The following is a 15,631-nucleotide window of genomic DNA, read 5'->3' on the forward strand; positions in this document are numbered from 1 at the left end:
ACCGGCGGGCTACTGATCGTCCGGGACCCGGCCGGAGGCCAGGTCATGAACGGCCGCGGCGAAGGCGTCGCCCCGCTTGTTGTAGTTGGTGAACATGTCCATCGAGGCACAGGCCGGGGCCATCAGGACGGTATCGCCCGGCCGGGCGAGCCGCGCCGATTCGCGCACAGCCTCAGCCATCGCCCCAGTGTCGGTCCGGTCGAGGTCCACGACCGGGACATCTGCTGCGTGTCGCGCGAGCGCTTCCCGGATCAGGGCGCGGTCGGCGCCGATCAGCACCACGCCGCGCAGCCGCTTGGCCGCCGTGAGGACGAGCTCGTCGAAGGTGGCCCCCTTGGCGAGGCCGCCCGCGATCCACACGATGTGCTCATAGGCGCCCAACGACGCCTCCGCGGCATGGGTGTTGGTCGCCTTGGAGTCGTCCACGTAGGCCACGCCGTCGACGTCCGCCACGTGCTCCACCCGGTGCGGGTCGGGCCGGAAGGCGCGCAGGCCGTCCCGTACGGCCGTCGGCGGGACGCCGTAGGCGCGGGCGAGGGCGGCCGCCGCGAGGGCGTTGGCGATGTTGTGCGGGGCCGGCGGGTTCACGTCGGAGACCTCGGCGAGCTCCTGCGCCTGCCTCCGGCGGTCCGCCACGAAGGCCCGGTCGACGAGAATGCCCTCCACGACGCCGAGCTGGGAGGGGCCGGGGGTGCCGAGGGTGAAGCCGATCGCCCGGCAGCCCTCCTCGACGTCGGCCGCGCGCACCAGGTCCTCGGTGGCGGGGTCGGCCACGTTGTAGACGCAGGCCACCTGGTTGCCCTCGTAGATCCGGCCCTTGTCGGCCGCGTAGGCCGCCATGGAGCCGTGCCAGTCGAGGTGGTCGGGGGCGAGGTTGAGCACCGCCCCGGAGTGGGCGCGCAGCGAGGGCGCCCAGTGCAGCTGGTAGCTGGAGAGCTCGACGGCCAGCACGTCGTACGGCGTATCGCCCAGCACGATGTCCAGGAGCGAGACGCCGATGTTGCCGACGGCGGCGGTGCGCAGCCCGGCCGCCTCCAGGATGGCCGCCAGCATCCTTACGGTGGTCGTCTTGCCGTTGGTGCCGGTGACCGCGAGCCAGGGCGGGGCGTCCTTCCCGCGCAGCCGCCATGCCAGCTCCACATCGCCCCAGACGGGCACGCCCGCCTCGGCGGCGGCCAGGAAGAGCGGGCTGGTGGGCTTCCAGCCGGGGGTGGTCACGATCAGCTCGGTGCCCTCGGGGAGAGTCTCCCCGTCGCCGAGGCGGACCGTGATGCCCAGCGGCTCGAGCTCGGCCGCCTGGGCGCGCTGCGGTTCGCCGTCGCTGCCGTTGACCACGGTCACCGAGGCCCCGAGGCCCCGCAGCGCACGCGCTGCGGGGACCCCGGAGACGCCGAGTCCGGCGACGGTGACCTGCCGTCCGGCGAGGTCGGACACGTCGAGGGAGGCGGCGCCGGACGTCACGAGGCCCGCCACCCCGCGTAGAAGAGGCCGAGACCGACGATCACGCACATGCCCTGGATGATCCAGAACCGGACCACCACAAGGACTTCGCTCCACCCCTTGAGTTCGAAGTGGTGCTGGAGCGGTGCCATCCGGAAGACCCGTCGCCCGGTCGTCCGGAAGGAGCCGACCTGGATGACCACGGACATGGTGATCAGGACGAACAGACCGCCGAGGAGGGCCAGCAGCAGCTCCGTACGGGAGCAGATGGCGAGGCCGGCGAGCGCGCCGCCGAGCGCGAGCGAACCGGTGTCACCCATGAAGATCTTGGCGGGCGAGGTGTTCCACCACAGGAAGCCGAAGCACGCGCCCATCAGGGCGGAGGCGACGACGGCCAGATCGAGCGGGTCGCGGACCTCGAAACAGGACGCCGGGTTGGTGAGGGTCTGCGCGTTGGCGCAGGACTCCTGGTACTGCCAGACGCCGATGAAGGTGTAGGCGCCGAAGACCATCACGGAGGCGCCGGTGGCCAGACCGTCGAGACCGTCGGTGAGGTTCACACCGTTCGACATCGCCAGGATCATGAACAGCGCCCAGATCGCGAAGATCACCGGGCCGAAGGACCAGCCGAAGTCCTGGACGAAGGAGAGCCGGTCGGAGGCGGGGGTCTGCTGGCGCGCGTCGGCGAAGTTCAGTGCGAGGATCGCGAAGGCGATACCGACGATCAGCTGACCGGCCATCTTGGCCTTGGCCCGCAGACCCAGGCTGCGCTGCTTGACGATCTTGATGTAGTCGTCGAGGAAGCCGACCAGGCCCATGCCCGCGAACAGGAAGAGCACCAGCACGCCCGAGAAGGTCGGCTGGCTGCCCGTGATCACCTTCGTCAGGGCGTAGGCGATCAGCGTGGCCAGGATGAAGGAGATACCGCCCATCGTGGGCGTGCCCTTCTTGCTGCCGTGCGTCCGCGGACCGTCGTCGCGGATGTACTGGCCATAGCCCTTGCGGGCCAGCAGCTTGATCAGCAGCGGTGTGCCGATCAGGGTCAGAAAGAGCCCGATGGCTCCCGAGAAGAGGATCTGCCTCATGCCCATCGGCCGGCGACCTCACCCTCACCGTCGAGCAATGCCTGAGCAAGCCGCTCCAGGCCGACCGACCTGGATGCCTTCACCAACACGACGTCCCCCGGTCGCAGCTCGCTGCGCAGCAGATCGACCGCTGCCCGCACGTCGGACACGTGCACCGACTCCTCACCCCACGAACCCTCGTTCTTGGCGCCCATGTCCAGCCAGGCGGCCTCCTGGCCGCCGACCGCCACGAGCTTGCTGACGTTGAGCCGGACGGCCAGCCGCCCGACCGCGTCGTGCTCGGCCAGTGACTCCTCGCCCAGCTCGGCCATCGGGCCGAGCACCGCCCACGTGCGACGCCCCGGTGTGGCAGCGCCCATGGCGACCAGCGCGCGCAGCGCTGCTCGCATGGACTCGGGGTTCGCGTTGTAGGCGTCGTTGACGACCGTCACGCCGTCCGAGCGCTCGGTGACCTCCATCCGCCAGCGGGAGAGCTGCCCCGCCTCGGAGAGCGCCACGGCGATCTCGTCGACGGACATGCCCAACTCATGGGCGACGGCGGCCGCGGCGAGCGCGTTCGACACGTGGTGCTCACCGTACAGGCGCATGGTCACTTCGCTGCACCCGGTAGGGGTGTGAAGCGTGAAGGCGGGCCGGCCGCCGTCGGCGAGCCGGACATTCCCGGCGCGCACATCGGCGTCCTCGGCCTCGCCGAACAGGACGGTACGGGCCTTGGTGCGCGACGCCATGGCGCGCACGAAGGGGTCGTCGGCGTTGAGCACCGCCACCCCGCCCTCCACGGCGGACGGCAGGGACTCCACGAGCTCGCCCTTGGCCTCGGCGATCTGCTCCCGGCCGCCGAACTCCCCGATATGGGCGGTGCCGACGTTGAGCACGAGTCCGATACGGGGCGGGGTGAGAGTGGCCAGATACCGGATGTGGCCCTTACCGCGGGCGCCCATCTCCAGCACCAGGTGCTGGGTGGCCTCGTCGGCGCTGAGCGCGGCCACAGGCAGCCCGATTTCGTTGTTGAAGTTGCCCGGTGTCCATACGGTGGGGCCGCGGCGCTGGAGCAGCTGGGCGATGAGGTCCTTGGTGCTCGTCTTGCCGGCGGAACCGGTGAGGGCGACCACGGTGGTGCCCAGGCGCTCCACGACGGCGCGCGCGAGCGCTCCCATGGCGGCGATGACGTCGGGGACGACGATCGCCGGTACGGGGGCGTCCGGGGTGCCGACGGGGCGGGCGGCCAGGACCGCCACGGCGCCCGCCTCGACCGCGCCCCTGGCGAAGTCGTGGCCGTCCACGCGCTCCCCGGGGAGCGCGGCGAAGAGGCTGCCGGGCCGCACCTCACGGGAGTCGATCACGACAGGGCCCGTGACCTTCAGGTCCGGGTCCGGTATGTCGTGCTGCTGTCCACCGACTAGGCCGGCGATCTCGGTGAGGGACAGTGCGATCACTGATCACCTCCGGCCGTGCGGGAGAGCTGCCTGGAGGGGGCTGGTGCGCGCATGGCGGTCTGTCATCCCTGGTCGTGTAGGTGTTTGTCCCGGTGCTGTGGGCTCGCCTCGGGGCGCGTGGCATCGCGCCCGTGGGCTCGCTCACTGAGCTCGATGGCTTCGCGGAGTACCTGCCGGTCGTCGAAGGCCCGGATCACGCCCGCGATGTCCTGGCCCAGCTCATGGCCCTTGCCCGCCACGATGACGGTGTCACCCGGCTCGGCGCGGGCGACGGCGGCCGCGATGGCGTTGGCCCGGTCCTCCTCGACCAGCACATCACCGCGCTCATGGGCGGGCACCTCGGCGGCGCCCGCGAGCATGGCGGCGAGGATCGCGAGCGGGTCCTCGGAGCGGGGGTTGTCGGAGGTGAGGACGGCCGTGTCGGCGTACCGGGCCACGGCGGCGCCCATGGGGCCGCGCTTGAGCCGGTCGCGGTCCCCGCCGCAGCCGAGGACGGCGTGCAGCTTGCCGTCGGTCACCTTACGGAGGGCACGCAGCACCGACTCGACGGCGTCGGTCTTGTGGGCGTAGTCGACGACCGCGAGGTAGGGCTGGCCCACGTCGACCCGCTCCAGCCGGCCCGGTACGCCGGGGACGGCGGCGACGCCGTCGGCGGCCGTCTGCGGGTCGATCCCGGCGACGGCGAGCGCGACGACGGCGGCGAGCGCGTTGGCCACGTTGAAGGGGCCCGGGAGGGGCGCGGCGGCCCGTACGGACTCGCCGTTCGGGCCGACGGCGGTGAAGGTCGAGCCGAGCGGGCCGACCTCGACGTCCGCGGCGCGCCAGTGGGCGTCGGGGTGGCCCTCGGCGGAGAAGGTGGTGACGGGCACCTCGGACTGCTCGATCAGGCGGCGGCCGTACTCGTCGTCGTAGTTGATCACTCCGAGGCGGCTGCGGGCCTTGGTGAACAGCTGAGCCTTGGCCTGGAAGTAGTCCTCCATGCCGGAGTGGAACTCCATGTGCTCCGGGCTGAGGTTGTTGAAGACCGCGACGTCGAAGACGCAGCCGTCGACACGGCCGAGGACCAGGGCGTGGCTGGAGACCTCCATGACGACCGAGCGGACGTCGCGCTCCCGCATCACCGCGAACAGCGCCTGAAGGTCGGTGGCCTCGGGGGTGGTGCGCTCGGACTTGATGCGCTCGTCGCCGATCCGCGTCTCCACGGTGCCGATGAGACCCGTAAGGCCGCCGTCGTGCTTCGCGGCGGCCTTGAGGCCGCCCTCGATGAGATACGCGGTCGTGGTCTTGCCCGAGGTGCCGGTGATGCCGATCTGGAGCAGGTCGTGACCCGGCTCGCCGTAGATCGTGGCGGCCAGCGCGCCCATCCGGCCGCGCGGGTTGTCCACCGCGAGGACCGGCAGGCCGGTGGCGGCGGCGCGCTCGACACCGGCCGGGTCGGTCAGCACCGCGACCGCGCCGAGGTCGGCGGCCTGGGCGGCGAAGTCCGCGCCGTGGAGGCGGGCACCGGCCAGCGCGGCGTACACATCGCCGGGACGTACGGCCCGCGAGTCATGGGTGATCCCGGTGACCGCGGCCCCTTCCGAGGCTTCGGGGGTTTCGACGCCCAGCTGATCCGCCAGCTCCGCCAGCGGGATCGGGCGGACCTGGAGGGGACGGGGCGCTCCCGGGTATTCCACAGAAACGTCCTTCTGAGGGGTTTGGGACTGATCAGCGTGGGGCACGGCGGTGAGCGTACCCGGGACACCCGCTCCCCCGCGAAATGAGGCGGCGGTGCGGGGCCGTACCGGACCGTGGTTCCCGGGGTCCGGCGTGATCGTCATCACTGCTGGGTCCGCTCACTGGCCCGGGTTGTAGCTCACCGGGAGCCGTTTGGACTGCTTCCCGGACGGCGGGACCTGGAGGGCCTTGAGACCGAACTCCATGACCTTCTTGTAGACCGGCCCGCAGACCTGACCGCCGAAGTAGCTGCCCTTGGTCGGGTTCTGTACGGCACAGTAGACGGTCAGCCGAGGTTTGTCGGCCGGGGCGAAGCCGGCGAAGGACGCGGTGTAGCCGCGGTAGCGGCCGGTCTTGGGGTCCACCCGGTTGGAGGTGCCGGTCTTGCCCGCGACACGATAGCCCGGGATCTTCGCCTTGGCGCCGGTGCCCTGCTGGTCGTCGACGACCGACTCCAGCATCTCGGCGAGCGTCTTCGCGGTCTCCTTGCTGACGACACGGGTCTTCTTGGGGGCGGGCGCGGCGGTGAAGTCGCCGCCGGGCCCCCTGGCGCCGCGGATGAGGGTGGGCGCGACGCGCTCGCCCCCGTTGGCGATGGTGGAGTACACCGAGGTCGCCTGGATGGCGTTGAGCGACAGCCCCTGGCCGAAGGGGATGGTGTACTGCTGCGAGGCGCTCCAGTCCTGCGGCTTGGCCAGGATGCCCGGGGTCTCGCCGGGGAAGCCGAGCCCGCTGGGCCGGCCGATCCCGAACTTGCGCAGGTAGGAGTAGAGGATCTGGTTCCGCTGCCGCTTGGTCTTGGCCAGCTGCTCGGTGGCGAGGATCGTGCCGATGTTGCTGGACTTGGCGAGCACGCCGTTGAGCGTGAGGTACCAGGTCGGATGGTCGATGTCGTCGGCGAAGGCCCGGTCCGCGCGCGGCAGCCGGTTGGGGACCACCACATGGGTGTCCCAGCGCGCCACGCCCTCCTGGAGGACGGCGGCCATGGACATCAGCTTGCTGACGCTGCCGGGCTCGTACGCGTCGGAGACCGCGGCGTTGCCCAGGGCGTCGGCGTCCGTGGTGGTGATGTCGTTGGGGTCGAAGCCGGGGGCGTTGGCCATGGCCAGGAGCTGACCGGTGCGGGTGTCCTGGACGATGACGTAGCCGCGGTCGGCCCCGGACTTGCGCACCTGGTCGGCGATGGCGCTCTGGGCGGCCCACTGGATGTCCCGGTCGATGGTCAGCTCGTAGTCGCTGCCGGGGACCGCGGGCTGCTCCCTGACGTCGCCGGTGGGCACCTGGTGGCCGCCGGACTGGGCGTAGACGCGCTTGCCGTCCTTGCCCGCGAGCTTCTTGTTGAGCTGCTGCTCGAGCCCGGCGGAGCCGCGTCCGTCGGCGTCCACGAATCCCAGCAGCCCGGCGGCGAGGTCCCCGTTCGGATAGACCCGCTTGCTGTGCGCCTCGCGGTTGACCCCGGCCAGGACGTTGGTGCCCTTGCCCTTGGCCGCCGCGTCGTCCAGGGCGCTCTTCAGGTCCTTGATCTGGTTCCAGACCTGCGGGGACTGCTGCCGGGCCAGCACGACGTACTGCGACCTGGGGTTGTCGGTGAGCTTCTGCTCCAGGTCCGCCTGGTCCTTGCCGAGGATCGGCGCGAGCAGGGCCGCGGCCTGGCGGGGCGCGTCACGGGTCTTGGCCGTCTTGGGCGTGAGGAGGTCGGGGGCGGCGGTGATGTCGTAGGCGTCCACCGTGGTCGCCAGGTCGACGCCGTTGCGGTCGGTGATGGAGCCGCGCTCGGCGGACAGCTTCACCGGGATGTAGCGGTTGAGGTTGGCCTTGGCCGCGTAGGCGCTGGCGTCGACGGCCTGCACCTGGAGCAGCCGTACGACGAAGACCAGCATGACGAGGGTGAGGCCGAGGCTGATCAGCCGGAGCCGGGGGCGGGGGCTGCCCAGCCGCAGCTGCTGGGGGGCGCCGGGGCGGGGGCGCGGGGCCGGACGGCCGGAAGATTTTCCGGGGCGGTCACCGGGGCGCCGCGCCGGGTCCTGGCGCGGGCGGCGGTCGCCGCGGGGCCCGGCCGGGCCGGGCACTCCGCGGCGGCGGGGGTCCTGGGGCGCGCTCACGCGACGACCGCCCTCGGCTCGGTGGCGTCCTTCGGCTCGGCCGCCGCCCTCGGCTCGGTGGCCGCCCTCGGCTCGGTGGCCGTCCACCGCGCGCGGGCGGGGGTCCGCGCGGGCGGGGTGGGCTGGGCGCAGGCTGGGGGTCGCGTCACCGTGTCACCTACTGAGGGGCCGGGGTGGAGTTCGCGGAGGCGGAGGGGGAGCTGGATGCGGAGTGGCCGCCGGGCGGCGCCCACGGGGTCACCGAGGACGTGGCGGACGGCGGCGCCGACGGAGCCAGGGCGGACGGAGTGGGCGACGCCCCGGACAGGACGGGCGACGCCCCGGACGGCGTGGTGCCGAGGGCGGACGGCGTGGTGCCGAGCGAGGGCGACAGCACCCGGCCGGGGCCGCCGAGCACCGAGGGCTGACCCGTGGCGGGGGCGGGCACCCCGCTGACCGAGCCGTCCGGGTTGAGGAAGGCGGGGGCGCCGCCGGGCACCATCCCCAGCTCCCGGGCGCGCCGCTCGAGCTCGGCGGGCGCGGAGAGCTTGTCCACGTCCTGCTGGAGGGCCTGGCGCTCGTCGGTGAGCTCCTTGGTCTGCTTCTCCAGCTTGGTGAGCTCGAACGACCCCTGGTTGAGGGAGGAGTTCAGCAGCAGCAGCGCGATCAGGCCGGAGCCGAGCAGGACCACCACGAGCAGTACGAAGGGGGTGCGCCTGGCGGTGGTGGCGCCCGGCGCCGGCCGCGCTTTCGGGCCCGTCCCCCGCGCGCTCATGGGGTGACCTCTTCCCGGATGCGCTCCGCCCCCCGGAACCGCGCCGGGGTGGCCCGGCGGTTCTCGGCGATCTCCTCCTCGGTGGGCAGCTCCGCGCCACGGGTGAGCAGCTTCAGCCGGGGCTGGTACTGCTCGGGGACGACCGGCAGCCCCGGGGGCGCCGTATTGCTGGCACCGGCCGCGAGCACCTGCTTGACCAGGCGGTCCTCCAGCGAGTGATACGACAGCACGGCGATCCGCCCGCCGACCGCGAGCGCCCTTACGGCCGCCGGGATGGCCCGCTCCAGGACCGCGAGCTCGCCGTTGACCTCGATCCGCAGCGCCTGGAAGGTGCGCTTGGCCGGATTGCCGCCGGTGCGCTTGGCGGCCTGCGGCAGCGCCTCCCGGATCAGCTCGACGAGCCGGGCGCTGGTGGTGAACGGCTCCTTGGCGCGCTCGCGCACCACCGCGTCCACGATCTTCTTGGCGAACTTCTCCTCGCCGTACGTCCGCAGGATGCGCACCAGGTCGCCCGGCGGATAGGTGTTGAGCACCTCCGCCGCGCTGACTCCGGTGGTCTGGTCCATCCGCATGTCCAGCGGGGCGTCCTGGGCGTAGGCGAAGCCGCGCCCGGCCTCGTCCAGCTGCATGGACGACACGCCGAGGTCGAAGAGGATCCCCTGGACGCGCGGGACGCCGAGCCGGTCGAGGACCTCGGGCAGCTCGTCGTAGACCGCGTGGACCAGCGTCGCCCGGTCGCCGTAAGGGGCGAGCCGCTCCCCGGCGAGCCGCAGCGCGGACGGGTCGCGGTCGAGGGCGATCAGCCGGGCCTCGGGGAAGTCGCGCAGCAGCGCCTCGCTGTGGCCGCCGAGGCCCAGGGTGCAGTCGACCACGACCGCGCCGGGCTGGGCGAGAGCGGGGGCCAGCATGTCCAGGCAGCGCTGGAGCATGACGGGAACGTGGAGAGCGTTGCTGCTCATTGCGCTGCTCGTGCGCCCTTCTGAGGATCGGGCGAGGATGATACGCACCGCCGGGTCCCCGCCCGCTCTGAAGGGGAAGAGGCCTACTGGCGCCGGGGAAGTGACGTCAGGCGGCCGGAGCGGGAGGAGGCCGAGGGGTACGTACGCACCGCGCTCACGCGAAATTCCGGGATCCGAGGGGAGCGTCACGCCTCCCACTTCGCGCCACTTTAGTCCACTCGTCCCTTCGGTCAACCAACCGGCCTGCGCGTCCCGCCCCAGGGGTGGTATCCCCTCTCCGGGGCACCGGACCAGGGCGCACGAGGAGCTGTGGATTGCCTCACATCACCCCTTCGGCCCACCCCGTTGCCCTCGTTTGCCCTACCTAAAGAGAAGACAAAATTCCCTGGTGAGAGGTAGCGTCGTCATCATGTCGATATCAGCGCCGCAGCCGAACCCGTCCACCGACCGCGACGCCCGCACGGGAAACACGGTCACCGACAGCCTCGTGGAGGCCAACCGCGTTTACGCCGAGAAGTTCACCGACCCGGGGATGGACGCGCGGCCGGTGCGGCGCGTCGCCATCGTCGCGTGCATGGACGCCCGTCTGGACCTGCACGAGGCGCTCGGTCTGGAACTGGGCGACTGCCACACCATCCGCAACGCGGGCGGTGTGGTCACCGACGACATCATCCGGTCCCTGACCATCAGCCAGCGGGCCCTCGGGACCCGCAGCGTCGTGCTCATCCACCACACCGGCTGCGGTCTGCTGAACCTCACCGAGGACTTCCGGCACGAGCTGGAGGCGGAGGTGGGACAGCGGCCGGCGTGGGCGGTCGAGGCGTTCAAGGACCTCGACGCCGACGTCCGCCAGTCGATGCAGCGGGTGCGCACCTCGCCGTTCCTGTTGCACACCGACGACGTCCGCGGCTTCGTCTTCGATGTGACGACGGGTCTGCTGCGGGAGGTCACGCCGCGGACGTGAGAGATGCTGGAGATACGGAAGGGATTCAGCACTCGAACTCGTACAAGCGTGACAAATAACCCCGGGTTATCCACAGCCGAGTGACGCGAGGCCGCGGAGACCGCAAGAATGCATAGGTGACATCGTCCCCCGCAACCACGCGGGGGTCCGATGTCAGCGTTTGCGGTGGGCCGGTCCGTTCCGAGGGCAGCGGCCCTGAGAACGGGCCGAGGAGGGCCGGGTGACGACCTATGACGAGCGAGCGAGCCTCAGCGATCTGACCACCACAGCGGAGCGGATCCGCAGGTCGGTGGAGGGTGTGATCGAGGGCAAGCCCGAGGTCGTACGGCTTTCGCTGACCGTGCTGCTCGCCGAGGGGCATCTGCTGATCGAGGACGTCCCGGGCGTGGGCAAGACGATGCTGGCCAAGGCGCTCGCCCGGTCCATCGACTGCTCCGTGCGGCGGATCCAGTTCACCCCGGACCTGCTGCCGTCCGACATCACCGGCGTGAGCATCTTCGACCAGCAGCGCAAGGAGTTCGAGTTCAAGCCGGGCGCCATCTTCGCCCAGATCGTGATCGGCGACGAGATCAACCGCGCCTCGCCCAAGACCCAATCCGCACTGCTGGAGTCGATGGAGGAGCGCCAGGTCACCATCGACGGCGAGAGCTATGAGCTGCCCAACCCCTTCATGGTGGTGGCCACGCAGAACCCGGTCGAGATGGAGGGCACCTATCCGCTGCCCGAGGCGCAGCGGGACCGCTTCATGGCCCGTGTCTCCATCGGATACCCCAGCCCGCAGGCCGAGCTCCAGATGCTGGACGTCCACGGCGGGGTCTCCCCGCTGGACGACCTGCAACCCGTCGCGCACGCCCATGAGATCGCCAAGCTGATCGAAGCGGTGCGCTCGGTGCACGTCGCCGAGGCCGTCCGGCGTTACGCGGTGGACCTGGTGGCCGCCACCCGCAGCCACCCCGATCTGCGGCTGGGCGCCTCGCCGCGCGCCACGCTGCATCTGCTGCGGGCCGCCAAGGCGTCGGCCGCGCTGGCCGGGCGGGACTTCGCGCTGCCGGACGATGTGCAGGCCCTCGCCGTCGCGGTGCTGGCCCACCGGCTGCTGCCCACCGCGCAGGCCCAGCTGAACCGCCGCACCTCCGAGCAGGTCGTCGCGGACATCGTGCAGCGCATTCCGGTGCCCACCTCCGCCCAGCGCGGCGCGGGCGGGATGCCGCCCATGCCGCCCATGCCCCCGGCCGACTTCGGGCGGCAGCAGCCGGGCGCGCGGAGGCTGTGATGGCCGCAGGGGGGACGGACATGGGTCCCGAGGGGCCGGGCGCCGGCGAGCAGCCGAGCGGGCTGCGGGCCGCCCTCGCCGGTCTGACCACCCGCGGCCGTTCCTTCCTGGCCGCCGGGGTGGCCGCCGCGGTGTGCAGCTATGTCCTGGGCCAGGCGGATCTGCTGCGGGTCGGGCTGCTGCTGGCCGCGCTGCCGCTGGTCTGCGTGGCCGTGGTCTACCGCACCCGGTACCGGGTGGCGGGCAGCAGACGGCTCGCGCCCGCGCGGGTGCCCGCGGGCTCCGAGGCCCGGGTGCACCTGCGGATGGACAATGTCTCGCGGCTGCCCACCGGGCTGCTGATGCTCCAGGACCGGGTGCCCTATGTGCTGGGGCCGCGTCCGAGGTTCGTCCTGGACCGGGTGGAGCCGGGCGGCCGCCGCGAGGTGTCCTACCGGGTCCGCTCCGATCTGCGCGGCCGCTATCCGCTGGGCCCGCTCCAGCTGCGGCTGAGCGATCCGTTCGGGATGTGCGAGCTCACCCGCGCCTTCAGCGCCTACGACACGCTCACGGTGGTGCCCCGGGTCGAGCCGCTGCCCCCGGTGCGCCTGACCGGCGAGGCCGCGGGGTACGGGGACGGGCGGCACCGCTCGCTGGCCCTGGCCGGTGAGGACGATGTCATCCCGCGCGGCTACCGCATAGGCGACGATCTGCGCCGGGTGCACTGGCGCTCCACCGCGCGCTACGGAGAGCTCATGGTCCGCCGGGAGGAGCAGCCGCAGCGCGCCCACTGCACGGTGCTGCTGGACACCCGGCGCACCGCCCACTACGGCTCCGGGCCGGATTCGGCCTTCGAATGGGCGGTCTCCGGGGCGGCCTCGGCCGCGGTCCACCTGCTGGAGCGGGGCTATGCGGTCCGGCTGCTGACCGACACCGGAAGCTCGGTGCCGGGCCCGGACGGCGGAGGCGGCTTCGCCGGTTCCACCCATGACTCGGCGGAGACGGCCGGGCTGATGCTGGACACCCTCGCCGTGGTGGACCACTCCGACGGCGGAGGGCTCTCGCCCGCCTATGAGGTGTTGCGCGGCGGCGGTGAGGGGCTGCTGGTGGCCTTCCTGGGCGAGCTGGACGAGGAGCAGGCGGCGATGGCCGCCCGGATGCGCCACCGCACCACGGCCGCCGTGGCCTTTGTGCTGGACGGGGCCGCCTGGTCGCGCGGGGCGGAGTCCGGGAGCACACAGGAGCTGGAGGACCGGCTGCGGCGGCTGCGCGAGGCGGGGTGGACGGCGCTGCCGGTCGGCCCCGGCGCCTCGCTGGCGCAGCTGTGGCGGCAGGCCGACGCCCAGGGCGCCACCCGGGCGGACGCCGGAAGCCGCGCGGTCGGCGGTATGACAGGGAGCTGGACATGAGTGGAAGCGTTCGGCTCGCGATATGTGCGGCGCTGGCCACGGTGGCGGCGGCCTGTGCGCTGCTGCCGCTGGTGGATCCGGCGAGCTGGCTGTTGCAGGCCGTCCTGTTGCTGACGGTGCAGAGCGCCGCGGGCGTGGCGGCCCGCCGGGTGCCGCTGGCCCGCCCGCTCACGGTGGCCGCGCAGGCCGTGGTGACGCTGCTGCTGCTCACCCTGGCCTTCGCGCACGACCAGGCGCTGGGCGGGCTGCTGCCGAGCCCGCAGGCGCTCCACGAGTTCGCGCTGCTGCTGCGCGACGGCGCCGACGACGTGGGGCAGTACGCGATCCCCGCGCCGCTCACCGATGGCATCCGGCTGATGCTGGTGGGCGGGGTGCTGACGATCGGCCTGGTGGTCGACGCGCTCGCGGTGACGTACCGCAGCGCGGCCCCGGCCGGGCTTCCGCTGCTCGCGCTCTACTCGGTGGCGGCCGGTCTGTCCGACGACGGCAGCGACTGGCTGTGGTTCCTGCTGGCGGCGGCCGGCTATCTGGTGCTGCTCCTGGCCGAGGGCCGGGACCGGCTGTCCCAGTGGGGCCGGGTGTTCAGCGGCGGCGCCCCGCATCCGTCGGGTATGCCGCCCTCGGGCCTGGCCGGGGCCGGTGGCAGCCCGGCGCTCGCCCCGGTGCGCACCGGCCGCCGGATCGGCGTGCTGGCGCTCGGCATCGCGCTCGCGGTGCCCGCGGTGCTGCCGTCCCTGGACGGCGGGCTGCTGGACCGGCAGGGCGGCAGCGGCGGGGCGGGCAGCGGCGGCGGCACCATCTCGGCGGTCAATCCGCTGGTGTCGCTCCAGGACAGCCTGAACCAGCCGGAGAACAAGGAGGTGCTGCGCTATCGCACCTCCTCTCAGACCACCCAGGACCTCTATCTGCGGATCGTGGCGCTGGACCGGTTCGACGGCACCTCGTGGAAGTCGTCCGAGCGGCATGTCACCGATGTGCCCGGTCAGCTTCCCTCGCCCGCCGGGCTCGGCCCCTCGGTCCGGGTCTCCTCGATCGACACCTCGATCTCGGCCGCCGACTGGTACGCGCAGAACTGGCTGCCCCTCCCCTACCCCGCGTCCAGGGTCGAGATCGACGGCCGCTGGCGCTATGAGCCCGAGGGCCGCACGCTGGTCGGCGACCGCGGCCAGACCACCCGGGGCGCCCGCTACCGGGTCACCAGCCTGCTGGTGGAGCCGACGGCCGACCAGCTGGCGGCCGCCCCGGCACCGCCCTCCCGGCTGCGGAACGAGTACACCGAGGTGCCGGACTCGCTGCCGTCCGTGGTGGGCCGTACGGCGCGGGAGGTGACCGCCGGTGCGTCGAACGCGTACGAGAAGGCGGTCAAGCTCCAGGACTGGTTCGCGGTGAACGGAGGATTCCGTTACGACACCCAGGTGCAGTCCGGCAGCGGCTCGGCCGCCATCGTCCGGTTCCTGAAGCAGAAGGAGGGCTTCTGCGTCCACTTCTCCTTCTCTATGGCGGCGATGGCCCGGACACTGGGCATTCCGGCGCGGGTGGCGGTCGGGTTCACCCCCGGCACCGCCCAGGCGGACGGCTCGGTTTCGGTGGGGCTGAAGGACGCGCACGCCTGGCCGGAGCTGTACTTCGAGGGCGTGGGCTGGACCCGTTTCGAGCCCACCCCGAGCCGTGGCACCCAGCCCGACTACACGATGGAGCAGACGCCCTCGGGCACCCCGACCGACGATCCGACGACCGAGCCCACCGAGACCTCGGAGCCGACTGCCGCGCCGACCGCGTCCGACAGCTGCTCCACGGACATGAAGAAGCTGGGCACCTGTGGCGGTGGCGCGGCCCAGCAGCCGGACAACGGCGCCTCGGGCGGGGGCTGGTCGGCCACCAAGGTCACCAGCTGGAGTTCGCTGGCGGCGCTGCTGGCCGTGGTGCCCCTGCTGCCCATGCTGTGGCGGCGGCGGATACGGACCCGCAGACTGAACGGCTCGGGCGGGCGCGCCGAGCAGGACGCCGCCGACCGGGTGCTCGCCGCATGGCGTGAACTCACCGACTCCGCCTGGGACTTCGGCGTACTGCCGGACGACTCGCTGACCTCGCGCAGAGCGGTGGCCCGCATGGTGCGGATCGCCGGACTCGACGACGAACCGGCCCGGGCGGCACAGCGGGTGGCCGAGACGGTCGAGCAGGTGCTGTACGCACCGCGGCCGCGGCCGGTCACGGGCGTCGCGGACGACGTCCGGCTGGTGCTGGCAGGATTCCGGGCCAAGGCGGGCCGGCGGGAGCGGCTGCGGGCGCTGCTGGCCCCGCGGTCCGCGGCCCAGCTGGCGTGGGCGGCGGGGCAGCGCTGGTCCGCGCTGGTCGACCGGTGGGGGGCGCCCCGCTGGGCCCGCTGGGCCTCCCAGCTCCGGACCCCGCGCGGCCAGCAGGAGAACTGACCCCCGGGCGGCGCTGAGCGCCTGGGGCCGGGCCCCCGCGCATGGCGCGGGGGCCCGAGGAGGCACATCGCAAGAAGCACATCGC

At 72.6% G+C, this 15,631-nt stretch carries 12 protein-coding genes; 4 read left to right on the forward strand and 8 right to left on the reverse strand.

The genetic code is table 11. From position 1 onward, the window contains the following. Nucleotides 1–9: 9 nt before the first annotated feature. From murD to rsmH, 8 genes are all read right to left on the reverse strand, one after another. Nucleotides 10–1,461 carry a UDP-N-acetylmuramoyl-L-alanine--D-glutamate ligase gene (gene murD, locus ACT2CW_RS16455; RefSeq protein WP_445517101.1) on the reverse strand — a complete coding sequence of 484 codons (1,452 nt, stop codon included), beginning with the start codon at nucleotides 1,459–1,461 and terminating at the stop codon, nucleotides 10–12. Continuing rightward, on the reverse strand, nucleotides 1,458–2,525 hold the full coding sequence (gene mraY / locus ACT2CW_RS16460; RefSeq protein WP_086884991.1) for a phospho-N-acetylmuramoyl-pentapeptide-transferase: 1,068 nt from the start codon (nucleotides 2,523–2,525) through the stop codon (nucleotides 1,458–1,460). Before mraY ends, murD begins: the two co-directional genes overlap by 4 nt. Continuing rightward, on the reverse strand, nucleotides 2,522–3,961 hold the full coding sequence (locus ACT2CW_RS16465) for a UDP-N-acetylmuramoyl-tripeptide--D-alanyl-D-alanine ligase (RefSeq protein ID WP_445517102.1): 1,440 nt from the start codon (nucleotides 3,959–3,961) through the stop codon (nucleotides 2,522–2,524). Before ACT2CW_RS16465 ends, mraY begins: the two co-directional genes overlap by 4 nt. Before the next feature lie 62 nt (nucleotides 3,962–4,023). Continuing rightward, nucleotides 4,024–5,784 carry a UDP-N-acetylmuramoyl-L-alanyl-D-glutamate--2,6-diaminopimelate ligase gene (locus tag ACT2CW_RS16470; RefSeq protein WP_445517103.1) on the reverse strand — a complete coding sequence of 587 codons (1,761 nt, stop codon included), beginning with the start codon at nucleotides 5,782–5,784 and terminating at the stop codon, nucleotides 4,024–4,026. A 12-nt stretch (nucleotides 5,785–5,796) separates the two neighbouring features. Further along, nucleotides 5,797–7,779: a peptidoglycan D,D-transpeptidase FtsI family protein gene (locus tag ACT2CW_RS16475; protein WP_445517104.1), complete on the reverse strand. Its 1,983-nt coding sequence runs from the start codon at nucleotides 7,777–7,779 to the stop codon at nucleotides 5,797–5,799. Then, nucleotides 7,776–7,928 (reverse strand): hypothetical protein, encoded by a 153-nt coding sequence (locus ACT2CW_RS16480; protein ID WP_445517105.1) that lies wholly within the window; start codon nucleotides 7,926–7,928, stop codon nucleotides 7,776–7,778. Before ACT2CW_RS16480 ends, ACT2CW_RS16475 begins: the two co-directional genes overlap by 4 nt. An 8-nt stretch (nucleotides 7,929–7,936) precedes the next feature. Then, nucleotides 7,937–8,533: a septum formation initiator family protein gene (locus ACT2CW_RS16485; RefSeq protein ID WP_445517106.1), complete on the reverse strand. Its 597-nt coding sequence runs from the start codon at nucleotides 8,531–8,533 to the stop codon at nucleotides 7,937–7,939. Further along, the gene (gene rsmH / locus ACT2CW_RS16490; RefSeq protein WP_164431904.1) at nucleotides 8,530–9,492 is read right to left on the reverse strand and encodes a 16S rRNA (cytosine(1402)-N(4))-methyltransferase RsmH; all 963 of its coding nucleotides are present in this window, start codon (nucleotides 9,490–9,492) and stop codon (nucleotides 8,530–8,532) included. The genes ACT2CW_RS16485 and rsmH overlap by 4 nt, the downstream gene beginning before the upstream one ends. Before the next feature lie 409 nt (nucleotides 9,493–9,901). On the opposite strand from rsmH, the gene ACT2CW_RS16495 reads away from it, so the two are divergent. The 4 genes from ACT2CW_RS16495 to ACT2CW_RS16510 all read left to right on the forward strand — a co-directional run bounded on the left by ACT2CW_RS16495 (nucleotide 9,902) and on the right by ACT2CW_RS16510 (nucleotide 15,546). Continuing rightward, a complete protein-coding gene (locus ACT2CW_RS16495) occupies nucleotides 9,902–10,456 on the forward strand; it encodes a beta-class carbonic anhydrase (RefSeq protein ID WP_445517107.1) in 555 nt (184 codons plus the stop codon). A 220-nt stretch (nucleotides 10,457–10,676) separates the two neighbouring features. Beyond that, nucleotides 10,677–11,729: an AAA family ATPase gene (locus ACT2CW_RS16500; RefSeq protein WP_037949012.1), complete on the forward strand. Its 1,053-nt coding sequence runs from the start codon at nucleotides 10,677–10,679 to the stop codon at nucleotides 11,727–11,729. Next, nucleotides 11,729–13,117 (forward strand): DUF58 domain-containing protein, encoded by a 1,389-nt coding sequence (locus ACT2CW_RS16505; RefSeq protein ID WP_206282384.1) that lies wholly within the window; start codon nucleotides 11,729–11,731, stop codon nucleotides 13,115–13,117. The genes ACT2CW_RS16500 and ACT2CW_RS16505 overlap by 1 nt, the downstream gene beginning before the upstream one ends. Next, complete coding sequence (locus ACT2CW_RS16510) at nucleotides 13,114–15,546, forward strand: transglutaminaseTgpA domain-containing protein (protein ID WP_445517108.1); 2,433 nt, start codon at nucleotides 13,114–13,116, stop codon at nucleotides 15,544–15,546. Before ACT2CW_RS16505 ends, ACT2CW_RS16510 begins: the two co-directional genes overlap by 4 nt. Nucleotides 15,547–15,631: the final 85 nt, after the last annotated feature.

It is taken from the genome of Streptomyces sp. NEAU-174 (genome assembly GCF_052665095.1).